The sequence below is a fragment of the Pseudomonas sp. PDM17 genome, from assembly GCF_014851985.1.
Taxonomy (GTDB): Bacteria; Pseudomonadota; Gammaproteobacteria; order Pseudomonadales; family Pseudomonadaceae; genus Pseudomonas.
On sequence record NZ_JACVAT010000001.1, the window covers coordinates 553,084 to 576,280 of the forward strand.

Genomic DNA, 23,197 nt, shown 5'->3' on the forward strand with positions numbered 1-23,197 from the left:
GTTTCAAGGCGCTGCGCGGAGCGCTGGCGGCAGGCCTCCAGAAGGAGACCTCATGGGCATCAAGGTAGCTGGCGGCGTTCGGGAGAACGGCGTTGTCGTTGGTAATGCCTATGACAAGTACGGTTCCCGGAACTGGCTGGTCAAGCGGATCATGGCCGGTTTCGAATTCGCCCTGTCCGGCCTGGTGGAGCGGGCGGCGCCAAAGTCGATCCACGAAATCGGCTGCGGTGAGGGGTACTGGGTCTTGCGCTGGCTCGAGGAGGGGCGTCAGGCCAGGGGGTGCGACTTTTCCACCCATGCTATCGACCTTGCCAGACAGAATGCCGACGCGCGGGCGCTCGATTCCGAGCGTGTCTTCGACGTCAGAAGCATCTATGACTTGCAGTCCGCGGAGGATTCCGCCGATCTGGTTGTCTGTTGTGAAGTGCTTGAGCATCTGGAGGATCCCGACGCCGGCATGCGCGCTCTGCAGCGCGTGGCGACGGGCCACCTGATTCTGAGCGTGCCCCGGGAGCCGCTCTGGTGCGTTTTGAATCTTGCTCGTGGAAAGTACATCGGTAGCCTGGGCAATACGCCGGGCCATCTGCAGCACTGGTCCGCCCGTGGTTTCGTGAGATGGGTCGAGCAGTATTTCGAGGTCATCGAGGTCCGCTCGCCATTGCCCTGGACCATGCTGCTCTGCCGTCCCCGCCGCTGAGATGGCGTTCTCCTGGCGCAAGCTGCTGCACTGGGGCGGCAGTTTCCTGGCTGTGCTCAGCCTGCTGTTCGTGGCTCTGCGCCTCAGGCAGTACGGTACTCAGTTCGATCCGGCGGCAATCTCTTTCTCGCACTGGTTGATCATTGCCGGGCTGGCTCTGACCTACGCGCTGGCCAATGGGCCGCTCGTGCTGGCCTGGCACTGCCTGTTGCGGCGCTTTGATATCCGCGCGTCCCGGCGCTGGGCGGTCAGGGCTTACGGGCTCTCGCAACTGGCCAAGTATCTGCCGGGGAACATCCTCCATGTCGCTGGCCGACAGGCGCTGGGGATGGCCGCGGGTTGGCCGGGCCGCGGGCTGGCCAAGTCCATCGCTTTTGAGCTTGCGCTACTGGCGGGGGCGGGCGGGTTGTTCGTTGTCTTGCTGGTCCCGGTACTTTTACCCGCGCTGCCCTGGCTGCTGGGGCCGGTGATCTGGTGCCTGGCCGTTGTGCTCGGAATGTACGGCGTGTATCGCTTCCTGGGCCGGGACGGAGTCCTGGCGCTGGCATGGCAGATTCTGTTTTTGCTGATCTCCGCGTCGATCTTCGTGGCGCTGGTGGAGCTGACCGCTTTGCAGACCGTACTCCCTGCCCATGAATGGCCCATTGTTGCGGGGGCCTTCGTCGTAGCCTGGCTGGTCGGGCTGGTCACGCCTGGCGCACCGGCCGGCGTCGGCGTGCGGGAGTTGGTCCTGCTGGTCGTACTCAAGTCTATGGTGGCTGAAGCGGACTTGCTCCTGGCGGTGGTGCTGGGGCGAGTGGTGACGGTCTGCGGGGATCTGCTGTTCTTCTGCGCTGCGTTGGTCGTGCGGGATCTGGATTCAGGAAAGCATTGATGAACTGGTTGTCCAAGAGTGGTTTCAGTCGGTACCTGGTGCTGTGCCTTGCAATAGCCTTTGTGTGCCTGTTGAACAATGCCGTGCCGGGCCTTCTGACCCCGACGCTGGGCCAGGCTGTCTGGACCACGGGGTTCGCCCAGTCGTTGGCCAATCATGGGCTGGGCTCGCTATATGCCCAGGACATTGGTGTACCCAGCAGCGCTGCCATTGCCTTCGGTCTGGCCGGCGCCTGGCCGGTGAACATCCTGTTGCGGCTCGGGCTGCAGCCCGCCGATGCCTATTCGATGATGGTCGCGCTCTGGCTGATCGTGGCGTTTCTGGCCGCGCGACAGATTGCGCTGCGATTGGGTTGCACGCCAAACCTGGCCACACTGGGCGCGGTGGTGTGGGCGACCCAGCCGGTCATTTGGGCACATGCCGGCTATAGCATGCTCTCCCTGGGAATCGCGCTGCTTCCTTTCTATTTCTGGTCGCTGATGCGCCTGCTAGATACCACAGTCAAGCCTTTGGCCGGTGCTGCGGGGTATCTGGTTGCGGCCTTCATTGCGGTGTTCATGGACGGATACACCTTTGTGATGTTCGCCGTCGGCTCCAGCCTCGCACTGTGCTACGCCTTGGTTTTCCAGGTGCTGCCGCGCGCCAGGGTACTCTTCTGGGCGATGCCTGTTCATCTCGCAGGCTTCGCGTTGGCCTATTGGTCCTACACCCGCTACGTCGGAGTTGCCGAGTTTTCCAAGTCGCCGCTTGAATTCTTCCGGGGGTGGGGGCTGGATCTGAGCTACCTTGTCGCGCCCAGTCGAGGCGTCTTGTGGATTCCGGATCTCCTGGGCCTCAGTGAGTATCGTTCTGCCGAGCGCTTCTATGGCGATGTATCGACCTGGCAGACCACCTTCGCCTTGCCATTGCTGTTGGCCGCAGGAGTGGCAACAGCTCTGTCTCGTCGTCGCCGGGCATTGACCGTGACGCTGATTGGCGCACTGCTGTTGGCCTACTATCTGGCGCTCGGGCCTTCGCTCAAGGTTCACTCGATCAAGCCGCAGGGTGTGCCGGACCAGCGCGCCGAAACACTTGCGCCCTTGATGCCGGCAGAGCGCGCACTCGCTCCGACGGGGACCGCCTGGGTCTGGGAGCATTTGCCGGGCTTCAATTCCATGCGCGCGGTTTATCGCTGGGCTGCGCTGGGTGTTTTTGCTGCCTGGCTTCTCCTCATGCTGCACGCGCCAGGCATGCATAGGCGCCGCCTTGGCTGGGTATTGTTGGGCAGCCTGACCCTGCTCAACCTTCCGCACATGATTGCGCATTGGCGATGGGGAGAGGACTCTCGCTCTATGTTCGCCCTCATGGACGGGCAGATGGTCGAGCCGCTGGGCAAACAGCTGCGTCCAGGGGAGTTGGTGGCCTTTGTCCCCTGGGGCAACGATTTCATGGCGAATTACGTGGCGTCCAGACTCAAGGTTCGCACTTTCAACATTGGCGGCGACAAGAACCTTGAAAAGGCCTACCAGCGGTGGCCCCCGGCGTTTCAGGGCATGGGCGCAGGGGCTCCAGCCGCTGTGGATGTCGAATCGCTGACTCGCCTGCTGCTGACAAAAGATGCGGACGCGCTCGTATTCCCCTACATCGACATGCTCTGGGCGGCGCATCTCTGGCCCTGTCTCGAGCAGACCAGCATGCGCCTTGCTGTGGAGCAGAGGGCGGACCTCGAACTGGCCCCCCACTTCTCCTGCCCTGCGGATATCCGACAGCAAAGGCATGATCTCGTGCAGCGGCTGGCCCAATCGCCCTGGCTGCAGGTCGAGGACGGTGAATGGTTCGCCACCGTACGCCTGAAGTCTCCCGCTCAGATGCAGCAGGCGCTCGGCCAATGGGCAGAGAAGATCCAGTTCCCCATCGTGATTCGTCAGGGATTCAGTGAGCTGGATTCCATGCTCGCCGCGGGATGGTATCCGGTGGAGTCCGGACATGTCTGGTCCGGGAGCAAGGCTCGCTTGCAGCTGCCGATTCCCCGCGGTTGTCAGGACCGTCTTTGTGAATTCCAGCTCACCCTGGGGGCATTCGCCGCCAGTGCGGACAGGCACGTAGGAGTCAGCTTGAGGCAGAGTTGCCGTGGTATCGACTGGAGCGAGTCGCACCGGAGCGTCACTCCTGACCCGCGGATCTACAGTGTGCCGGTTTGCACCGAAGGTTCCGTGCAGAGTGTCTGGGTCGAGGTCGACAAGCCTGAGTCGCCTCAGCGGCTTTACGGCTCCCAGGACGTCCGGGTGCTGGGCGTCTCCCTGACGCGCATCGAATTGCATGAAGTGAAGTAAAGGCGTAACGGAGTTTTCCACCGCGGCGCCTCCCTGCAGCAGTAGGTGCCGTTGTCTGCAAGGGCTGTGAATCAATGTGCGGACAGCGGCGCGGCGAACCGCTACGCTCCACGCTCAGATCCGGAAGCCATAACCGGGCGATAACGAAAACAGGAAAACCAGGGCGGGAAATCCGATGACATCAGCAGTACCTTCACGCGCTTCGCTGCAACGCTGGACGCTTCAGCTGCTCGGCGCACTGGCCCTGATACTGGGGCTGAGTAGCCCGGCGCTGGCCGACCGGGTGATTCCTTCGGGGATGATGGTGGGTTTCGTCGACAGTGCGGTTTATCCGGTGATCACCCTCAAGCGGCCGAAGCCGAGCCTGCTGCGCCAGGTGATCACCATCGGGTTGTACCAGAAGACCATCAGCTATCCGCTGTCGGTCAGCATCCGCATCCGTGATGAGGACAACCGCTTCATGGTCTACGGCATGCTGCCGAAGATCGCCGGCAAGTTCGTCGGTATCAAGATGGGCCTGGATAGCCGAATCAGCCAGATCTGGGTGATGACCGAAGCCGAAGCGACCGAGTACGTGACCCGCCCGGACACGCTGTTCCCGCCGAGCTGATGGCTTTGCGTGCCGGTTGAAGGCCCGGCCCGCGCCGTTCGTGCGGGCGGGCAGCCGGCAGAGGGCGACTTCGGCTATCATGTGCACCGATTCAAACCTTTCAGAACCGGTCTACCCATGACGTCCTCTCAGCAGCCGCCCCGCGACGAAAGCGCCGACAACGCGCAGGAACAACCCAAACTCTCCCTGGCCGAGCTGGCCAAGGCCGCACTGGCTGCGCAGCAGCAGGCGAAAACCGCCTACCAGCATCGCAAGCCTCACGACCAGGCCGAGTACCGCCCGCCGCACCCGCGCGGCTCGCGTCGCTCGATGGGCAAGCGCTGAAGTAGCCTCTCGTCTGAAACACCGTCAGCCGGCGCTCTTGTGGGGGCGCTGGCTGAACTGCGGCGACCGGTATCGGTCGTATCCGCATCGGCCTTGCCATGCTGGCTGGCCATTCCCGCTCTCGCGAACCCGTCACGGATAGACACCTGCGCCCTATGCCCCGGCAGAAGGGGCGCCTCGCGTCCAAGGAGAATCCATGAAAGTCCTCGTTCCCGTCCTTTCCCTGCTGGCCCTCGCCGGCTGCATCACCATGACCGGCAATTACGAAGTCAGTGCCCGTGACGAATCCGGCAAGGCCCTGAGCAACGGCAAGTTCCTCGCCCATGGCAGCGGCATCTATACGGTGCGCAACTCACTCTGCTCGGTCTATCCGAAGGCCATCGTCACCATCAAGGACGTGGAAACGGATCAGGAGCTGGAAGGCGAAAGCCCCTACCACTGTCGCTGAGCCCTCTTACGGGGCAGGCGGCGTGAACTTTTGCTGCTGCCCCTGCTGCAACGTCCACTCCACCACCTGCGCGGAAAGCTGGTCGGCCGCCTTGCCGAAGGCGCTGACCACTTCGGGCACCTGCTTGCCGTCAACCGGCTGGCGGACCTCGAAGGTGTGCGAGGCAACGATGCGCTGGCCGAGGGTGCGCACCAGGCGCGCGTCGTAGCGGATGTGGATCACCGGCTGGCCGTTCTGGTACTCGCTCTGGAAGGCGCGCAGCTCGCCGGTCAGGTCGAGGTCGGCCTGCAGGCTGGCTTCGTCGCTGCTCAGGGCGTGTACGCTGCTGTTGGCGGTGAAGGCGTCGAGCAGACGGTCACGCAGCAGGCCCGGTGCACGGTTGCTCCAGCGCGCGCCCTGGTAGCTGCTCAGCTGGTTGCCCTGCGGGACCACGGCGATGCGGTTGCTGTCCAGTGCCAGGCTGGCGTTGGGGGCGCTGACGCGCAGCGACCAGTTGACCGCCGCATTGCTGCGCGCGGGTTGCTGGGTGGCGGGCAGCAGGTAGAAGTCCGGGCTCTCCGCTTCCGGGAGGATCGAGCAGGCGCCCAGCAGGCTGACCAGGGCGGCGACACCGAGCAGGCGGGGAAGGGCGGTCATGGCTGGAACTCCTTGTTGCGCTCGCGGCCGAGCAGGTAGCCGGTGGGGTTCTCCTGCAGGCGGCGGGTGACGCCGCGCAGGTCTTCCAGGGTGGAGCGCAGTTCGCGGATCGCCGGGCCGATCTCGCCCAGGCCATTGAGGCCGCCATTCACCGAGTCGTAGTTGCTGCCCAGCAGTTGTTCCACGCGCTCGCTGCTGGTGCGCAGGGAGGCGAGGGTCTTCTGGGTGTCGTCGAGGATGTCCTGGCCCTTGCCGCCCAGGGTCTGGTTGGCCCGTTCGAGCAGCTGGCTGGCGTTGGCCAGGGTGATGCGCGCCTGCTCGCTGGCGGCGGCCAGTTCCTTGAAGGTCTGGCGGATGTCGTCGCGTTGCTCGGCTACCACGCCGGTGGCCTGGTCGATGTGGTCCAGGGTGCGGCTGATGCGGTCGACATTCTCCTGGGAGAACATGCGGTTCACGTTGTTGATCAGGTTGTTGATGTTGGTCGCGATGTCCTCGCCGTTGGCCAGCAGTTTGGCGAAAGGCGAAGGGATGGTCTTAATCACCGGCACCTCGCCGTCCTTGCTGGCCAGCGGTGGGCTGTCCTGGGCGGCGCTGGAGAGCTGGATGATGGCCTGGCCGGTGACGCCGGTGAGGGCCAGCTTGGCGCGCGTGTCTTCGCGGATCGGTGTGCTGTCGTAGACGCGGATGCGTGCGCGGACCTTGCGCGGGTCGTTCGGGTCCAGGCGCAGGGACACCACGTCACCCACGCGGATGCCGCTGTACTGCACGGTGCCGCCCTCGGACAGGCCGGTCACCGCCTCGTTGAAGATCACGTCGTAGATCTTGTACTTCTGGTCGTTGCTCGACTGCGCCAGCCACAGAGCGAAGAGCAGCGCGCCGATCGACACGACCAGGGTGAACAGGCCGATCAGCACGTGATGGGCACGGGTTTCCATTCAGTTTTCCTCCCGCAGGTGTTCGGTGGCCTGCAGCGCAGCACGGCCGCGCGGGCCGTGGAAGTAGTCCTGCACCCAGGCGTCGTCGGTCCGGGCGACCTGCTCCAGCGGCCCCACCACCAGCACGCGCTTCTGCGAGAGCACGGCGACGCGGTCGCAGATGGTGTAGAGAGTGTCCAGGTCGTGGGTGACCAGGAACACCGTGAGGCCGAAGGCGTCGCGCAGGGTCAGGATGAGTTGGTCGAAAGCCGCCGCGCCGATGGGGTCGAGGCCGGCGGTGGGTTCATCGAGGAACAGGATGTCCGGGTCCAGCGCCAGGGCGCGGGCCAGGGCCGCGCGCTTGACCATGCCGCCGGAAAGCTCGGCGGGGTATTTGCCGCCGGCGTCCGGCGGCAGGCCGGCGAGGGAAATCTTCACCTTGGCCATGAACTGCGCATCGGCGCGGGACAACCCGGCATGCTCGATCAGCGGCAGGCAGATGTTTTCGCTCACGGTCAGCGAAGAGAACAGCGCGCCATTCTGGAACAGTACGCCGAAGCGCCTTTCCAGCTTCGAACGCTCGAGCGTGGACAGCGCTGGCAGGTTCTGCCCGAACACATGCACGCTGCCTTCGCTGGGCTGGCGCAGGCCGATGATGCTGCGCAGCAGCACTGACTTGCCGGTGCCCGAACCGCCGACCACGCCGAGGATCTCGCCCTTCATCACGTCGAGGTCCAGATGCTCGTGCACGGCATGGGTGCCGAAGCGGTTGGCGAGGTCGCGGACGACGATGATCGGTTCGCTCACCAGCCCATCTCCATGAAGAACAGTGCGAAGACCGCATCCAGCAGGATCACCACGAAGATCGACTGGACGACGCTGGAGGTCGTGTGCTCTCCCACCGACTGCGCACTGCCGCTGACGCGGAAGCCTTCCAGGCAGCCGATCACGGCGATGATGAAGGCGAACACCGGGGCTTTGACGATGCCGACCAGGAAGTGCTGCACGGCGATATCGTTCTGCAGCATGTAGAGGAACATGCGCGGCGAGATATCCAGGGCGAGGGCACAGACCACGCCGCCGCCGAAGATGCCGGAGATCATCGCCAGGAAGGTCAGCATTGGCAGGGTCAGCAGCAGGGCCAGCACCCGCGGTAACACCAGCAGTTCCACAGGGTCCAGGCCCAGGGCCTGGATGGCGTCGATTTCCTGGTTGGCTTTCATCGAGCCGATCTGCGCGGTGAAGGCACTGGCGGTACGGCCGGCAAGCAGGATCGCGGTGAGCAGCACGCCGAATTCGCGCAGGAAGGAGAAGCCCACCAGGTCGACGGTGTAGATCTGTGCGCCGAATTTCTGCAGCACCGTGGCGCCAAGGAAGGCCACCACCGCGCCGACCATGAAGGTCAGCAGGGCGACGATGGGCACGGCGTCCAGCCCGGTTTCCTCCATGTGCGCGGCCAGCGAGGTGAGCCGCCAGCGTCTTGGGCGCAGCAGGTTGCGCAGGAGCGTCTGCAGGGTCAGGCCGATGAAGCCGAGCAGGCCGACCAGGTGCTCGCGGAAGGTCAGGGTGGCGATGCCGATGCGTTCCAGCACGTCGACCAGCGCGTTGCCCGGCTCCGGCGCCTTTTCGTCCAGGCGGCACTGGGTGATGGCGCTGCCGACGGCGCGCAGCAATGCCTGGCGTTCGGCGGAGAGGTTGCGGGCGATCTGTTCCAGCTGGCTCATGCGCGCGCCGCCGATGATCTCGGCGAGCAGGGCGGCGCCGGCGGTGTCCAGCGCGCCGAGGCCGGCGAAGTCCAGCGCGGCGGGGGACTCGGCGTGACGCTGGGCGGCTACCTGGGCTTCCAGCGCGGAGAAATGCGCGAGCGTCCAGTCGCCGCTGACGTGCATCAGCGGTGGGCTGGCGGAGGTGTCGAGCTGAAGCTGGCCGGGCTGGGCGGTCATCGTCATGGTTCGCATTCTAGCGGAGTTACACAGTGCCATGATTGGACAGGTGTGTCGCATTGTAGAGCGGCCGCCTGCTGCTGGGACAAGCCCGGCGATATCCTGTTCAATTGACGCCCCAGGTCGCCAGCCACTAAGCTGCGCGCCTGCTTCAGGTGCTCCCGGCGCAAGCCGCGAGTGAAACAGGGAAGCCGGTGAAATCGATGCGCAATCGACCATTCCGGCGCTGCCCCCGCAACGGTAAGCGAGCTTCGAACCGCAGACAGCCACTGTGCCACGGCATGGGAAGGCGCGGTTCATCGACAGCCTCACGGCGTCACTCGCAAGCCCGGAGACCGGCCTGCTGCATCGCATGGCATCGCGGGAGGCGCTGCCGACGTCGGCGCTGCGCGCCGCGCGTTGCCGTCCTCCGCCTGCCCCGACTGGTCAGTGCCGCGCGGGTGAGAGCGGCGGAGAATCCTTCAGGTGAAATCCCTATTCCCCAGGTCGACAGCCTCTGTGCTGGGCGACCTCTGCCGCATGGCGCTTCTGCGCGCCTGTGGTTCATCCCTGCCTGTTCCATTCCTCGTTCGCTGCCACCCGGCCGGCAGCCTGACGCCTGCGCAATTCGTTTCAGGAGCAACCACCCATGACTGAATCCCCGGAAAAGGACGAGCGCCATCGCTCGCGCATGCAGCGCAAGAAGGCAGTGATCGACGAGAAGATCGCCCAGGCCCAGGGGGAGCGCGGCGTGTTCCTGGTCAACAGCGGCAACGGCAAGGGCAAGAGCAGCTCGGCCTTCGGCATGGTCGCCCGCGCACTGGGCCACGGCATGAAGGTGGGCGTGGTGCAGTTCATCAAGGGTGCCGCGACCACGGGCGAGGAGGCGTTCTTCCGCCGTTTCCCCGAGGAAGTCAGCTTCCATGTGATGGGCGAAGGCTTTACCTGGGAAACCCAGGACCGCCAGCGCGACATCGCCAAGGCGCAGTTCGCCTGGGACGTGGCGCGCCAGCTGCTGGCCGACCCCGAAGTCGGCCTGGTGGTGCTGGACGAGGTGAATATCGCCCTCAAGCACGGCTACCTGGAGCTGGACACCGTGCTGGCCGATATCGCCGCCCGTCCGCCCATGCAGCATGTGGTCGCCACCGGCCGTGGCGCGCAGCCGGCGATGCTCGAGGCCGCCGACACCGTGACCGAGATGGGCCTGGTGAAACACGCCTTCAAAGCCGGCATCAAGGCGCAGAAAGGGGTGGAGTTCTGATGCATCCCGTTGTGGCGGAGCGCGTCGTATGACCTCGCGCCAATGCCCCGCATTGCTGATCGCCGCCCCCGCTTCCGGGCAGGGCAAGACCACCGTGACCGCCGCCCTGGCACGCCTGCACACACGCCTCGGGCGCAAGGTGCGGGTGTTCAAGTGCGGCCCGGACTTCCTCGACCCGATGATCCTCGCCCGAGCCAGTGACGCGCCTGTCTACCAGCTGGACCTGTGGATGGTCGGCGAGGAAGAGAGCCGTCGGCTGCTGTGGGAGGCCGCCGGCGAGGCCGACCTGATCCTCATCGAAGGCGTGATGGGCCTGTTCGACGGCTCGCCGTCTGCGGCCGACCTGGCGCGGCGCTTCAATGTGCCGGTGATGGCGGTGATCAACGGCCAGTCCATGGCGCAGACCTTCGGCGCCATGGCCGTTGGCATGGCGACCTACCAGAGCGACCTGCCGTTCTCCGGCGTGCTCGCCAACCGTATCGGCAGCCAGCGTCACCGCGACCTGGTGCGCGACAGCCTGCCGGAGTGGATTCGCTGGTATGGCGCGCTGCCGCGCGATACCGAAGTGGAACTGCCCAGCCGACACCTCGGCCTGGTGCAGGCCGACGAGCTGGCTGACCTCGACGCCCGCCTGGACGCCGCCGCCGATGCCCTGGCGGCCAGCGCCAGTACCGAGCTGCCGCTGCCGGTGAGCTTTGCCGCGCCCGAGCCGCGCGGCGAATCCTCCCGCCTCGATGACGTGCGCATCGGCGTGGCGCGGGACAACGCCTTTGCGTTCCTCTACCAGGCCAATCTCGACCTGCTGCGTGCGCTGGGTGCCGAGCTGGTGTTCTTCTCGCCGCTGCGTGATGACGCGTTGCCGGAAGTGGACAGCCTCTACCTGCCCGGCGGCTACCCGGAACTGCACCTGCAGGCGCTGGCCGGGAACCGCGCCATGGCCCAGGCCATCCACGCGCATCACGAGATGGGCAAGCCGATCCTCGCCGAGTGCGGCGGCATGCTCTATCTGCTCGATGCGCTGACCGATGTGGCTGGTGAACGCGCCGCACTGCTCGGCCTGCTGCCGGGCGAAGCGCGCATGCAGAAGCGCCTCGCCGCGCTGGCGCTGCAAGCGGTGACGCTGCCCGAAGGCACCCTGCGCGGGCACACCTTCCACCATTCGTTGCTGGACAGCAGCGAGGAGCCGCTGGCCCGTGGCGTCTGCCCCAACGACAAGCCGGTGGCCGAAGCGGTGTTTCGCCGCGGCCGGCTCACCGCCTCCTACATCCATTTCTACCTGCCGTCCGACCCGGACGCCGCAGCCGCCCTGCTGAGACCATGACCGAGCACGCCTACAGCCTTGAGGAGCGCGCCGCGCTCTATCGCGCCATTGCCGAGCGCCGCGACATGCGTCATTTCAGCGGCGGCGAGGTGGCGCCCGAACTGCTCGCGCGCCTGCTCGAAGCCGCGCACCAGGCACCCAGCGTCGGGCTTATGCAGCCGTGGCGGTTCATCCGCGTCACCTCGCGGGATCTGCGCGAAGCGATCCATGGGCTGGTGGAGGCGGAGCGCGTGCGCACCGCCGAGGCACTGGGCGAGCGTTCCGACGAGTTCATGCGTCTCAAGGTCGAGGGCGTGCTCGACTGCGCCGAAGTGCTGGTGGCCGCGCTGATGGATGGCCGCGAAGCGCACGTCTTTGGTCGCCGTACCTTGCCGAACATGGACCTGGCCTCGTTGTCCTGTGCCATCCAGAACCTCTGGCTGGCCTCGCGCGCCGAGGGCCTGGGCATGGGCTGGGTATCGCTGTTCGACCCCGCCGCGCTGGGTGAACTGCTCGGCCTGCCAGTGGGCGCCGAGGCGGTGGCGGTGATCTGCCTTGGCCCGGTCAGCGAGTTCTACCCGGCGCCGATGCTGGCCCTGGAAGGCTGGCGCCAACCGCGCGCGCTCAGCGAGCTGCTGTACGAGAACCACTGGGGAGAACAGCCATGAGCCTGGCCCTGCTGAGCGTCCTCGGCGTGGTGCTGGATGCCCTGTTCGGCGAGCCGAAACGCTGGCACCCGCTGGTGGCCTTCGGGCATCTGGCGGACCGGCTGGAGCGGCGCTTCAACCGCTCCCGCGCCGACGCCGGCAAGGACACCCCCGGCCTCGGCTGGCGCAGCCACGGCGTCACCGCCTGGATCATCGCCGTCATCCCGCTGACCCTGCTCGCGCTGCTGCTCAGCCTGCTGCCCTATGTCGGCTGGGTCGTGCAGGCGCTCGCGCTGTACGCCGCGCTGGGCCTGCGTAGCCTGGACGAACATGCCGAGCCGGTGGCACTGGCCCTGCGCGCCGGAGACCTGAACGAAGCGCGCCTGCGCGTGGGCTACATGGTCAGCCGCGAAACCGCCGAACTGGACGACACCGCCGTGGCCCGCGCCGCCACCGAGTCGGTGCTGGAGAACGGTAGCGATGCGGTCTATGCCGCGCTGTTCTGGTTTGCCGTGGCCGGTGCGCCGGGCGTGGTGCTCTATCGCCTGAGCAATACTCTCGACGCCATGTGGGGCTACCGCAACGCGCGCTTCGAACGCTTTGGCTGGGCCGCGGCGAAGATCGACGATGTGCTCAACTACATCCCGGCGCGCCTGGTGGCGTTCACCTACGCGCTGCTCGGCCACACCCGTCTCGCCCTGCGTTGCTGGCGCGCACAAGCGCCGCAGTGGGACAGCCCCAACGCCGGCCCGGTGATGGCGACCGGTGCGGGCGCCCTGGGGGTATCGCTCGGTGGTTCCGCCCGTTACCACGGCGAACTCCATGAGCGCCCACAGCTGGGCGAAGGCCCGGCGCCGACCGCCGCGGACATCTGGCGCGCGCTGGCCCTGGTACGTCAGGGCGTGCTGCTGTGGCTGGTGGTCATCTTCATCCTGGGAGTGCTCTGATGCTCGAACATGGCGGCCGGTTGCGCAAAGCGGCGCAGCAATACGGCATTCCGCTCTCCGAGTGGCTCGACCTGTCCACCGGTATTTCGCCCTGGCCCTGGGCGCTGCCCAGCGTGCCGGCAGCCGCCTGGATGCGCCTGCCCGAAGACAGCGACGGCCTGGAAGCCGCTGCGCGCCGCTACTACGGTGCCGAGAAGCTGCTGCCGCTGCCCGGCAGCCAGGCGGCGATCCAGTTGCTGCCGCGCCTGCGCCGGCCGGGCAAGGTCGGCGTGATCTCACCCTGTTATGCCGAGCACGCCGAGTCCTGGCGCGCCGCCGGACACATCCTGCGCGAGGTCAGCGACCAGGAGGTCCCTCATCACCTGGAGCGCTTCGACGTGCTGGTGGTGGTCAACCCGAACAACCCTACCGGTCGGCGCATCGAGGCCGGCGTGCTGCTGGAGTGGCACGCGCGTCTGCAGGAACGCGGCGGTTGGCTGGTGGTGGACGAAGCCTTCATGGACTGCACGCCCGAGCATAGCCTGGCGCCCAGCTGCGCGAGCCGTCCGGGATTGATTGTGCTGCGCTCCTTCGGCAAGTTCTTCGGCCTCGCCGGGGCACGGCTGGGCTTCGCCTTCGCCGAACCGCGCCTGCTGGATAGTCTGGCGAAACTGCTCGGCCCCTGGTCGGTGAACGGCCCGACGCGCTGGGTCGCGCAGGCCGTGCTGGGCGAGTTCCAGGAGCAGATCCAGCGGCGCCGCGATCTGCATGAGGCGAGCCGGCATCTGGCCGGGTTGCTCGGCGAACATGGGTTCGCCCCGCAGGGCGGCACGGCCTTGTTCCAGTGGGTGGTCTCCATGCGCGCCCACGCGCTGCGCGATCACCTGGCGCGCCAGGGCATCCTCGTGCGCCTGTTCGAGACGCCCGGCAGCCTGCGCTTCGGCCTGCCGCCGGACGAGAAGGACTGGGAACGCCTGGAGCATGGCCTGCGCACCTTCAACCAGATGGAGAGCCTGCGTTGAGCACGCTGATGGTGCAGGGCACGACGTCCGATGCAGGCAAGAGCACGCTGGTGACGGCGCTGTGCCGCTGGCTGCGCCGTCAGGGCGTGGCCGTGGCGCCGTTCAAGCCGCAGAACATGGCGCTGAACAGCGCGGTGACCGCCGACGGCGGCGAGATCGGCCGCGCCCAGGCGGTTCAGGCGCAGGCCTGCCACCTGGCGCCGCACACCGACATGAACCCGGTGCTGCTCAAGCCCAACAGCGACACCGGCGCCCAGGTGATCATCCACGGCCGCGCGGTGACCAGCATGAACGCCGTGGCCTACCACGACTACAAGCGCGTGGCGATGCAGGCGGTGCTTGAATCCCACCAGCGCCTCAGCGCGCAGTACCCGGTGGTGATGGTGGAGGGCGCGGGGTCGCCGGCGGAGATCAACCTGCGCGCCAACGACATCGCCAACATGGGCTTCGCCGAGGCGGTGGACTGCCCGGTGATCCTGATTGCCGACATCGATCGTGGCGGCGTGTTCGCCCATCTGGTCGGCACCCTGGAGCTGCTCTCCGAGAGCGAGCGGGCGCGGGTAAAAGGCTTCGTCATCAACCGTTTTCGCGGCGACATCGCGTTGCTGCAGAACGGCCTCGACTGGCTGGAAGAACGCACCGGCGTGCCGGTACTCGGCGTGCTGCCGTACCTGATGGACTTCCACCTGGAAGCCGAGGACGCCATCGATACCCGTCAGGCCGCCAAGACCGGCGAGCACCTGCGCGTGGTGGTGCCGGTGCTGCCGCGAATCAGCAACCACACCGACTTCGACCCTCTGCGCCTGCACCCGCAGGTCGAACTGACCTTCGTCGGCCCCGGCCAGCCGATCCCGCCGGCGGACCTGATCATCCTGCCCGGCTCCAAGAGCGTGCGGCCGGACCTGGCCTACCTCCGTGCCCAGGGCTGGGAAGAGGCGATCCGCCGTCACCTGCGCTACGGCGGCAAGCTGTTGGGCATCTGCGGCGGCTTGCAGATGCTCGGCCGCAGCCTGGCCGACCCGCACGGCCTGGAAGGCGCGGCGGGGGAGAGCGACGGTCTCGGCCTGCTGAACTTCTGCACGGTGCTGGAGCCGGAGAAGCAACTGCGCAACGTCAGCGGCCAGCTGGCGCTGGAAGAGGCTGCGGTGAGTGGTTACGAGATTCATGCCGGCGTCAGCGAAGGCCCGGCGCTGGCGAACCCGGCCGTGCGCCTGAGCGATGGCCGCAGTGACGGCGCGTTGAGTGCCGACGGCCAGGTGATGGGGACTTATCTGCACGGGCTGTTCGAGTCCAGCGCATCCAGCTCGGCGCTGCTGCGCTGGGCGGGGCTGCGCGAGGTGCAGAGCATCGATTACCACGCCCTGCGCGAACGCGACATCGAGCGCCTGGCCGATCAGGTCGAGGCGCATCTGGATACGGAAAAATTGAGTCGGCTGTGCGGACTGTAGGGCGGATGACCGTTCGCGGTTATCCGCCGTTTCGTCTTGCCAATGTTTCGGCGGATAACGCCGGGGGCGTTATGCGCCCTACGGCTGAGGCGGAGGTGCGCGATCCGAACGCCACCATCGCTCCGCGTAGGATGGGTGGAGCGGAGCGATACCCATCAATTCCCTGCTGCGATGCGATGGGTATCGCAGGCTCCACCCATCCTACAGGGACGTCGTCATTGCGGAGAGTCCATGCTTGAACTGATCCTCGGCGGCGCCCGTTCGGGCAAGAGCCGCCTGGCCGAACGCCTGGCGGCGGAAAGCGGACTGCCGGTCACCTACATCGCCACGGCCCAGGCCGGCGACGGTGAGATGTCCACGCGTATTCTCCAGCACCGCGAGCGCCGCCCCGAACACTGGGGCCTGGTGGAAGAACCGCTGGCTCTGGCCGACACGCTGGAGCGCCTGGCGGCGCCGCAGCAGTGCGTGCTGGTGGACTGCCTGACCCTGTGGGTCACCAATCTGCTGATCCATGAAAACGGCTGGCGCCTGCGCGGCGAGATCGACGCGCTGCTGGAAACACTGCCGCAACTGCCCGGACGCATCATTCTGGTCAGCAACGAAACCGGGCTGGGCGTGGTGCCGATGGGCGAACTCAGCCGCCGATATGTCGACGAGGCCGGCTGGCTGCACCAGTCCCTGGCCGAGGTCAGCGAGCGTGTAGTGTTCACCGTCGCCGGCCTGCCCATGGTGTTAAAGGGGGAAGCGTTATGAGTCTGCAATGGTGGCTGCAAGGCACCCAGCCGATCGACCGTGTGGCGCAGGACAAGGCCGCCGCGCGCCAGGACCAACTGACCAAGCCGCGCGGCGCGCTGGGCCGGCTGGAAGTTGAAACCATTCGCCTGGCCGGCCTGCAGGGCCGCGAGCGGCCAACTCTGGAACACATCTGGATCGCCCTGTTCGCCGGTGACCACGGCGTGGTCGCCGAAGGCGTGTCGGCCTACCCGCAGGCGGTGACCGTCGAGATGCTGCGCAACTTCGTGCGCGGCGGTGCGGCGATCAGCGTGCTGGCCCGCGACCTCGACGCGCGCCTGGAGGTGATCGACCTCGGTACTGCCACGCCGCTGGAGCCGCTGCCGGGTGTGCTGCATGTGATGGTCGGAGCCGGCACCGCGAACTTCACCAGGGAACCGGCGATGACCGCCGCCCAGTGCCTGATCGCCCTGGAGTCCGGCCGCGAGTCCGTGCGCCGAGCGCAGCAGGCCGGTGCGGAGCTGTTCATCGGTGGCGAAATGGGCATCGGCAATACCAGCTCGGCGGCGGCTCTGGCCTGCGCCCTGCTGGACGAACCGGCGCAGGTGTTGGTCGGCCCCGGTACCGGGCTGGATTCGCGGGGCGTTGTGCGCAAGGTCGAGGTGATCGACCGCGCGCTGGCGCTGCACCGCGCCCACTGCGACGAGCCCTTCGAGGCCCTGTGCCGTCTCGGCGGTTTCGAGATCGCCGCGCTGGTGGGCGCCTACCTCGCCTGCGCACAGAAAGGTATTCCGGTGCTGGTGGACGGCTTCATCTGCACCACCGCCGCGCTGTGCGCCACTCACCTCAACCCCGGTTGCCGGGACTGGCTGCTGTTCGCTCACGCTGGCGCCGAGACGGGGCACAATCGCGTGCTGGCCGCGCTCGACGCGCAGCCATTGCTCGACCTCGGCCTTCGCCTGGGCGAGGGCAGCGGTGCTGCGCTGGCAGTGCCGCTGCTGCGTCAGGCGTGCCGGTTGCACAGCGGCATGGCGACTTTCGCCGAGGCAGCGGTGTCGGATCGTCCAGCATGACACTGCGCCTGGAATTGCTGCGTCACGGCGAGACCGAACTTGGCGGTGGCTTTCGCGGCCGCCTGGACGATGCGCTGACCGAAACCGGCTGGGCGCAGATGCGCGGCGCGCTGGGCGATGAGTGCCGCTGGTCGGTGCTGGTCAGCTCGCCTTTGCAGCGTTGCGCGGCTTTCGCCGAGGAGTTGGCGGCGCGCCATGGCTTGCCGCTGGGCTTCGAGCCGGGCCTGCAGGAGCTGGATTTCGGCCAGTGGGAAGGCCTTTCGCCAGCTAAGCTGATGGAGAGCGATGCCGCGGCGCTGGAGCAGTTCTGGAACGATCCGTACGCCTTCCCTCCGCCCGGTGGCGAGGCCATGGGCGACTTCGAATCCCGCGTCTTCGCGGCGCTGCAGCGCCTCTACCAAGCCCACGCCGGATCGTCCGTGCTGGTCGTCACCCACGGCGGTGTGATGCGCCTGCTCGGCGCGCTGGCCAGCGGCCTGCCGGCCAGGCGTCTGCTGGAAGTGGTGGTGGCCCACGGCGAATGCATGGCGCTGGACGTGACCCGCGACGGCGACGGCTGGCGCATCCACAAGGCAAGCAATTGATGAACGACCCGCACCGGGACCGCGAGCAAGAGGCACCCGAGCCCGCCGAGCAGAGCGGGGCGGACGTGCACGCCGCCCACCTCAGCGACTGGCTGCTGCCGCTGGTGGCATTGCAGTTCCTCACCCGACTGCCGGTGCGCCTGGGGCATATGCCGACGCCCGAACAGTTTGGCCGTGCCACCTTGTATTACCCGCTGGTGGGGCTGCTGATCGGTGCCGTCTTGTTCGCCATGGGCGAGTTGCTCAGTGGCGTGCACCTGCTGTTGCAGGCGGCGCTGATCCTGCTGGTGTGGGTAGCTTTCAGCGGCGCTCTGCACCTGGACGGCCTGGCCGATTCGGCCGACGCCTGGATCGGCGGCCTGGGTGATCGCGAACGTACCCTGGCGATCATGAAGGACCCGCGCTGCGGCCCGGCGGCGGTGGTCGCGCTGGTGCTGTTGCTGCTGCTGAAGTTCGCCGCGATCACCGCGATCCTTGGCAATCACCAGCACTGGGGTTTGCTGCTGGCGCCCTGGCTGGGGCGTTGTGCGCTGCCGCTGCTGTTCTTCACCACCGGCTATGCGCGCAAGGGCGGGTTGGGCCAGGCGCTGGCCGATCACCTGCCGCGCGGCGCGATGCCGTGGATGCTGGCGGCCAACGCGGCGCTGATGGTGCTGGTGGGCCTCACCGGCCTGCTGGCGCTGGTGGTCGCGCTGGTGGTGTTCGTCTGGTTGCGCAGCCGCTTCATCGCCCGCCTGGGCGGTACCACCGGGGATACCGCCGGGGCGATGCTGGAGATGATCGAGTGCGCCGTGCTGGTGGCCTTGGCGCTCTGATCTCGCCTTGTCACGAGCCTGGCCTGGACATCCTTGTAGGATGGCGTGGAGAGCAGCGATACCCATCACTGCTCATGCGCCGACCACGTGGGTATCGCAAGCTCCACTCATCCTACGTTCTCGATACCCTGCGCCGCCGGAGCAACCCTGTAGGAGCGAGCTTGCTCGCTCCTACAAAAAGCGCATGCGTCAGTCGAAGGCGAAATGCTCCGTCTTAAGCCCCATGATCGACCGCACCGGCTTCGCCATCGCTGCCGCATGGCCCTTGGCGCGGGGCAGCAGGCGGGCGAAGTAGAAGTCGCTGGTGGCGATCTTGGCCTTGTAGAAGTCGCTCGACTCGCTGCCGCCCTGACGCAGGCGCTTGCGAGCGGCAGCTTCCTGCAGCGCCCAGGAATACGCCAGCGCGGCGTAGCCGGAGAACATCAGGTAGTCGTGGCTGGCGGTGCTCACCAGGTCGCGCTGCTTGCGGGCGGTCAGGGCGATGCGCAGGGTCAGCAGGTTCCACTGCGCGCAGAGCTTGAGCAGCGTGAGCGCGCGGCCGCGCATGGCCGGCTCCTGCTTGAGCAGTTCGACGGCAAACTTCGCCACCTGCCGGGTGAAGTCGCGCACGGCCTTGCCCTGGGTCATCAGCAGCACCTTGCGGCCGAGCAGGTCCAGCGCCTGGATGCCGGTGGTGCCCTCGTAGAGCGTGGCGATGCGCGCGTCGCGGACGATCTGCTCCATGCCGTGTTCCTTGATGTAGCCGTGGCCGCCGAACACCTGCATGCCGAGGTTGGCGCTCTCCAGGCCCAGCTCGGTCAGGCAGCCCTTGAGGATCGGCGTGAGGAAGCCGAGCTTGTCGTCCCAGCGGTCGTACTCGGCGTTGTCGTTGGTCAGCAGGCCCTGGATCATCTTGTCGGCGTACTGGGTGGCCAGGTAGATCAGCGCGCGGCCGCCCTCGGCCACGGCCTTCTGGGTCAGCAGCATGCGGCGTACGTCGCCGTGGTGCATCAGGCTGTCGGCGATCTCGCCCGGCTCCTTGGTGCCGGAGAGGGCGCGCATGGAACGGCGCTCACGGGCATAGGCCAGTGCGCCCTGGTAGGCCAGTTCGGCGGTGGCGACGCCTTGGATGGCGGTGCCGATGCGCGCGCTGTTCATGAAGGTGAACATGCACTCCAGGCCCTTGTTCGGCTCGCCGATCAGGTAGCCGGTGGCGCCGTCGAAGTTCATCACGCAGGTCGCCGAGGCCTTGATGCCCATCTTCTTTTCCAGCGCGCCGCAGGTCACGCCGTTGCGCGGGCCGAGCGCGCCGGCAGACCCGCTGCTTTGGGAGGGTAGAAATTTCGGCACGATGAACAGCGAGATGCCGCGCGTGCCTTTCGGCGCATCGGGCAGTCGCGCGAGGACGATGTGCACGATGTTCTCGGTGAGGTCGTGCTCGCCGGAGGAGATGAAGATCTTGGTACCGGTGATCGCGTAGCTGCCGTCGGCGTTGGTTTCCGCGCGGGTCTTCACCTGGCCCAGGTCGGTGCCGCACTGTGGCTCGGTCAGGCACATGGTGCCGCCCCAGCGGCCTTCGGTGAGCGGGGTGAGGTAGGTGTGTTTCTGTTCCTCGGTGCCGTGCTGCATGACGGTGTTCATCGCGCCCAGCGACAGGCCCGGGTACATCGAGAACGGCCAGTTGGCGGTGCCCAGCATCTCCTGCTTGAGCGCGCCCAGGCTCATCGGCAGGCCCTGGCCGCCATATTCCACCGGGTGCGACAGGCCCTGCCAACCGCCGGCGACATAGGCGTCGTAGGCTTCCTTGAAACCCGCAGGCGTGCGTACTTCGCCGTTCTCCAGGTGGCAGCCTTCCTCGTCGCCGCTGTGGTAGAGCGGGGCGATCACTTCCTCGCAGAGCTTGGCGCACTCGCCGAGGATGGCGTCGACCATGTCCGGCGTGGCTTCGCCGCCGTTGACCAGGTTCTGGTAGTGGCTGGGGAAATCGAAGACCTCGTTGAGCAGGAATCGGGTGTCGCGCAGCGGAGCTTTGTAGACGGGCATCGGGGACCTCGGACCGTGATGCGCCCCGTCGAAAGCGCGGGGCTGGCTGGTCGCAGTTATACGGCCGGCTCCGCAGGATGCCCTTGGCTGCACCAACGCCTCGCACTGGCAGTTGGGACAATAGGCCAGATGGGGCAATCGACCAGAAGGGACAATCAGTCGCGCTGGCCATTGACCGAGCAGGAGTTGCGGGTATATACACGTATCCATGCTGACGACCCAATGCCTCTGCACCAAGCTGCGCCGCTCGGCCCGCGCCGTGACCCGCGTCTACGACGATGCCCTGAGGGGCGTCGGGCTGACCACTGCGCAATTCTCCCTGCTGCGGCACCTGTCGCGGCTGGAGCAGCCGAGCATCTCCGAGCTGGCCGATGCCATGGGCCTGGACCGCAGTACGCTGGGGCGCAACCTCAAGCCGCTGGAGGCCGATGGCCTGGTGAAGCTGGAAGAGGGCGAGGACCTGCGCAACCGTATCGTGGCGCTGACGCCAGCCGGGCTCGAGCGCATCGTGCGCGGTCGCGATGCCTGGGATGCGGCGCAGCAGGATGTGGCGGCGCACCTGGGCGATGAAAAGCGCCGTCAGCTGGAAGCCTTGCTGGATGAACTGGCCGCGCTGGAGAGCTAGCGGCGGCCTGCGTGCTGTTTAGAAGAACGAACAAAAGCGGGTATATACCCGTGCAGGAGCAACTGATGTCGAAGCTGTCGCGCACAGGGTTCTGGATACTGCTATCCGGCGCCCTGATCCTCGCCCTGTCCCTGGGCATCCGCCATGGCTTCGGCCTGTTCCTCGCGCCGATGAGCGCCGAATTCGGCTGGGGGCGCGAGACCTTCGCCTTCGCCATCGCCCTGCAGAACCTGATCTGGGGCATCGCCCAGCCGTTCACCGGGGCCATCGCCGACCGCTTCGGCGCCATGCGCACCGTGCTGGTGGGCGGCATCCTCTACGCCGTCGGCCTGGTGCTGATGGGCTATTCCGACTCGGCCTTCAGCCTTTCCATGAGTGCCGGCCTGCTGATCGGCATCGGCCTGTCGGGCACGTCGTTCTCGGTGATCCTCGGTGCAGTCGGCCGCGCGGTGCCGCTGGAGCGCCGCAGCATGGCCATGGGCATCTCGGCCGCCGCCGGTTCCTTCGGCCAGTTCATCATGCTGCCGGGCACCCTCGGGCTGATCGGCTGGCTGGGCTGGTCCGCTGCGCTGCTGGCGCTGGGCCTGCTGGTGGCCTTCATCGTGCCGCTGGCGGCGCTGATGCGCGACAAGCCGCTGCCCATGCAGGGGCACGAGCAGACTCTCGGCGAGGCGCTGCGCGAGGCGGCCGGGCATTCCGGGTTCTGGCTGCTGTCCCTGGGCTTCTTCGTCTGCGGCTTCCAGGTCGTGTTCATCGGCGTGCACCTGCCGGCCTACCTGGTGGACCGCCACCTGCCCGCCACCGTCGGCACTACGGTGCTGGCGCTGGTCGGGCTGTTCAACGTATTCGGCACCTACCTCGCCGGCTGGCTCGGCGGACGCATGAGCAAGCCCCGGTTGCTCACCGGCCTGTACCTGCTGCGCGCGGTGGTGATCGTCGCCTTCATCTGGGCGCCGCTGAGCGTCTGGACGGCCTACGCCTTCGGCATCGCCATGGGGCTGCTGTGGCTGTCCACCGTGCCGCTCACCAACGGCACGGTCGCCACGCTGTTCGGCGTGCGCAACCTGTCGATGCTCGGCGGCATCACGTTCCTGTTCCACCAGATTGGCGCCTTCCTCGGCGGCTGGCTGGGTGGCTACGTGTATGACCACACCGGCAATTACGACCTGGTCTGGCAGGTTTCCATCCTTCTCAGCCTGCTGGCCGGCCTGCTCAACTGGCCGGTACGCGAGCGCCCGGTCGAGCGCCCGGCACTGGGGGCTGCGTGAAGCGCCCGGTGGTGATCGCACTGGTGCTGGGCCTCGGCCTGGCCCTGGCCGGTCTCGCCTGGTGGGGCTGGCAGCGTGGCGGGCTGGCGCTGATGCAGCTCGGAATGGGCAGTTGCTGATGTCCGGCGCGCGGGGTAGCGTGGCCTGATCACCGGAGGATTCCCACGATGCGCCCACGTCTTTCCCTGCTCGCCCTGACCCTGCTGCTGCCGATGGCCGCACAGGCCGCCGACTGCCCGGCGCTGCTCAAGACCCAGGGCGAGTTGCCCAAGCTGCGCTCCAAGGACAGCCTCGATCTCTGCGAACTGTACGCCGGCAAGCCGCTGCTGGTGGTGAACACCGCCAGCCACTGCGGCTTCACTCCGCAGTTCAAGGGCCTCGAGGCGGTCTACCAGCAGTACAAGGGGCAGGGCCTGGAAGTGCTAGGCGTGCCCTCCGACGACTTCAAGCAGGAAGACGCCGATGCCGCCGAGACCGCCAAGGTCTGTTACGGCAACTACGGCGTCACCTTCAACATGACCTCGGTGCAGCATGTCAGCGGTGACGAGGCGATCCCGCTGTTCAAGGACCTCGCCCAGCAGGCCGACCAGGTGCCGCGCTGGAACTTCTTCAAGTACGTGGTGGACCGCCAGGGCAAGGTGGTGGCCCAGTTTTCCAGCCTGACCAAACCGGACGATCCGCAGTTGCAGGCGGCGATCGAGAAGGCTATCGCCAGCCAGCCCTGAGGCGGAGCGACG

25 protein-coding genes and 1 riboswitch are annotated in these 23,197 nt (G+C 66.9%); of the genes, 20 read left to right on the plus strand and 5 right to left on the minus strand.

The features are described from left to right. The first annotated feature begins 52 nt into the window (after positions 1–52). From IB256_RS02595 to IB256_RS02620, 6 genes are all read left to right on the plus strand, one after another. The gene (locus tag IB256_RS02595; protein WP_225601587.1) at positions 53–697 is read left to right on the plus strand and encodes a class I SAM-dependent methyltransferase; all 645 of its coding nucleotides are present in this window, start codon (positions 53–55) and stop codon (positions 695–697) included. A gap of 1 nt (position 698) precedes the next feature. Then, on the plus strand, positions 699–1,571 hold the full coding sequence (locus tag IB256_RS02600) for a hypothetical protein (protein ID WP_192401184.1): 873 nt from the start codon (positions 699–701) through the stop codon (positions 1,569–1,571). Further along, positions 1,571–3,883 (plus strand): hypothetical protein, encoded by a 2,313-nt coding sequence (locus tag IB256_RS02605; protein WP_192401186.1) that lies wholly within the window; start codon positions 1,571–1,573, stop codon positions 3,881–3,883. Before IB256_RS02600 ends, IB256_RS02605 begins: the two co-directional genes overlap by 1 nt. Before the next feature lie 175 nt (positions 3,884–4,058). Next, positions 4,059–4,493, plus strand: coding sequence for a hypothetical protein (locus IB256_RS02610; RefSeq protein WP_225601588.1), 435 nt, complete (start codon positions 4,059–4,061; stop codon positions 4,491–4,493). Positions 4,494–4,610: 117 nt separating this feature from the next. Continuing rightward, entirely contained in the window at positions 4,611–4,817 is a 207-nt protein-coding gene (locus tag IB256_RS02615) for a hypothetical protein (protein ID WP_045210393.1), read from the plus strand. Positions 4,818–5,013: 196 nt separating this feature from the next. Next, positions 5,014–5,265 carry a hypothetical protein gene (locus tag IB256_RS02620; RefSeq protein WP_151188007.1) on the plus strand — a complete coding sequence of 84 codons (252 nt, stop codon included), beginning with the start codon at positions 5,014–5,016 and terminating at the stop codon, positions 5,263–5,265. Positions 5,266–5,271: 6 nt separating this feature from the next. Here the strand turns inward: IB256_RS02620 and IB256_RS02625 are convergent, their stop codons facing one another. The 4 genes from IB256_RS02625 to IB256_RS02640 are packed head-to-tail and all read right to left on the minus strand — an operon-like array spanning position 5,272 to position 8,764. Beyond that, positions 5,272–5,901 (minus strand): ABC-type transport auxiliary lipoprotein family protein, encoded by a 630-nt coding sequence (locus tag IB256_RS02625; protein WP_192291413.1) that lies wholly within the window; start codon positions 5,899–5,901, stop codon positions 5,272–5,274. After that, positions 5,898–6,836: an MlaD family protein gene (locus IB256_RS02630; protein WP_081520119.1), complete on the minus strand. Its 939-nt coding sequence runs from the start codon at positions 6,834–6,836 to the stop codon at positions 5,898–5,900. The genes IB256_RS02625 and IB256_RS02630 overlap by 4 nt, the downstream gene beginning before the upstream one ends. Then, positions 6,837–7,622 (minus strand): ABC transporter ATP-binding protein, encoded by a 786-nt coding sequence (locus IB256_RS02635; protein WP_192291411.1) that lies wholly within the window; start codon positions 7,620–7,622, stop codon positions 6,837–6,839. Next, a complete protein-coding gene (locus IB256_RS02640) occupies positions 7,619–8,764 on the minus strand; it encodes an ABC transporter permease (protein WP_192291409.1) in 1,146 nt (381 codons plus the stop codon). Before IB256_RS02640 ends, IB256_RS02635 begins: the two co-directional genes overlap by 4 nt. Before the next feature lie 130 nt (positions 8,765–8,894). Beyond that, positions 8,895–9,117: riboswitch (cobalamin riboswitch) on the plus strand. 269 nt (positions 9,118–9,386) lie between these two features. On the opposite strand from IB256_RS02640, the gene cobO reads away from it, so the two are divergent. From cobO to IB256_RS02690, 10 genes are all read left to right on the plus strand, one after another. Continuing rightward, entirely contained in the window at positions 9,387–9,998 is a 612-nt protein-coding gene (cobO, locus tag IB256_RS02645) for a cob(I)yrinic acid a,c-diamide adenosyltransferase (protein ID WP_081520122.1), read from the plus strand. A 28-nt stretch (positions 9,999–10,026) separates the two neighbouring features. Further along, positions 10,027–11,319, plus strand: coding sequence for a cobyrinate a,c-diamide synthase (locus IB256_RS02650; RefSeq protein ID WP_192401187.1), 1,293 nt, complete (start codon positions 10,027–10,029; stop codon positions 11,317–11,319). Next, the gene (bluB, locus tag IB256_RS02655; protein ID WP_192291405.1) at positions 11,316–11,966 is read left to right on the plus strand and encodes a 5,6-dimethylbenzimidazole synthase; all 651 of its coding nucleotides are present in this window, start codon (positions 11,316–11,318) and stop codon (positions 11,964–11,966) included. The genes IB256_RS02650 and bluB overlap by 4 nt, the downstream gene beginning before the upstream one ends. Next, positions 11,963–12,892, plus strand: coding sequence for an adenosylcobinamide-phosphate synthase CbiB (gene cbiB / locus IB256_RS02660; protein WP_192401189.1), 930 nt, complete (start codon positions 11,963–11,965; stop codon positions 12,890–12,892). The genes bluB and cbiB overlap by 4 nt, the downstream gene beginning before the upstream one ends. Then, complete coding sequence (cobD, locus tag IB256_RS02665; protein WP_192401191.1) at positions 12,892–13,893, plus strand: threonine-phosphate decarboxylase CobD; 1,002 nt, start codon at positions 12,892–12,894, stop codon at positions 13,891–13,893. The genes cbiB and cobD overlap by 1 nt, the downstream gene beginning before the upstream one ends. An 8-nt stretch (positions 13,894–13,901) precedes the next feature. After that, entirely contained in the window at positions 13,902–15,341 is a 1,440-nt protein-coding gene (locus tag IB256_RS02670; protein ID WP_192401617.1) for a cobyric acid synthase, read from the plus strand. Between the two features lie 231 nt (positions 15,342–15,572). Continuing rightward, complete coding sequence (gene cobU / locus IB256_RS02675; protein ID WP_192291399.1) at positions 15,573–16,094, plus strand: bifunctional adenosylcobinamide kinase/adenosylcobinamide-phosphate guanylyltransferase; 522 nt, start codon at positions 15,573–15,575, stop codon at positions 16,092–16,094. Next, positions 16,091–17,146, plus strand: a complete 1,056-nt coding sequence (gene cobT, locus IB256_RS02680) for a nicotinate-nucleotide--dimethylbenzimidazole phosphoribosyltransferase (RefSeq protein ID WP_192401193.1) — start codon at positions 16,091–16,093, stop codon at positions 17,144–17,146. Before cobU ends, cobT begins: the two co-directional genes overlap by 4 nt. After that, on the plus strand, positions 17,143–17,730 hold the full coding sequence (locus IB256_RS02685) for a histidine phosphatase family protein (RefSeq protein WP_192291397.1): 588 nt from the start codon (positions 17,143–17,145) through the stop codon (positions 17,728–17,730). Before cobT ends, IB256_RS02685 begins: the two co-directional genes overlap by 4 nt. Before the next feature lie 92 nt (positions 17,731–17,822). Then, positions 17,823–18,545: an adenosylcobinamide-GDP ribazoletransferase gene (locus IB256_RS02690; protein ID WP_225601626.1), complete on the plus strand. Its 723-nt coding sequence runs from the start codon at positions 17,823–17,825 to the stop codon at positions 18,543–18,545. Between the two features lie 189 nt (positions 18,546–18,734). Here IB256_RS02690 and IB256_RS02695 read toward each other — a convergent pair whose 3' ends face one another. After that, positions 18,735–20,567, minus strand: coding sequence for an acyl-CoA dehydrogenase C-terminal domain-containing protein (locus tag IB256_RS02695; RefSeq protein WP_192401195.1), 1,833 nt, complete (start codon positions 20,565–20,567; stop codon positions 18,735–18,737). Between the two features lie 208 nt (positions 20,568–20,775). On the opposite strand from IB256_RS02695, the gene IB256_RS02700 reads away from it, so the two are divergent. From IB256_RS02700 to IB256_RS02710, 4 genes are all read left to right on the plus strand, one after another. Continuing rightward, on the plus strand, positions 20,776–21,192 hold the full coding sequence (locus tag IB256_RS02700; RefSeq protein WP_192401197.1) for a MarR family winged helix-turn-helix transcriptional regulator: 417 nt from the start codon (positions 20,776–20,778) through the stop codon (positions 21,190–21,192). Between the two features lie 74 nt (positions 21,193–21,266). Further along, positions 21,267–22,460, plus strand: coding sequence for an MFS transporter (locus IB256_RS02705; RefSeq protein WP_192292518.1), 1,194 nt, complete (start codon positions 21,267–21,269; stop codon positions 22,458–22,460). After that, positions 22,457–22,579: a hypothetical protein gene (locus tag IB256_RS30755; protein WP_255302887.1), complete on the plus strand. Its 123-nt coding sequence runs from the start codon at positions 22,457–22,459 to the stop codon at positions 22,577–22,579. Before IB256_RS02705 ends, IB256_RS30755 begins: the two co-directional genes overlap by 4 nt. 48 nt (positions 22,580–22,627) lie before the next feature. Beyond that, positions 22,628–23,185, plus strand: coding sequence for a glutathione peroxidase (locus IB256_RS02710; RefSeq protein WP_192224069.1), 558 nt, complete (start codon positions 22,628–22,630; stop codon positions 23,183–23,185). The last annotated feature ends 12 nt before the right edge of the window (positions 23,186–23,197 follow it).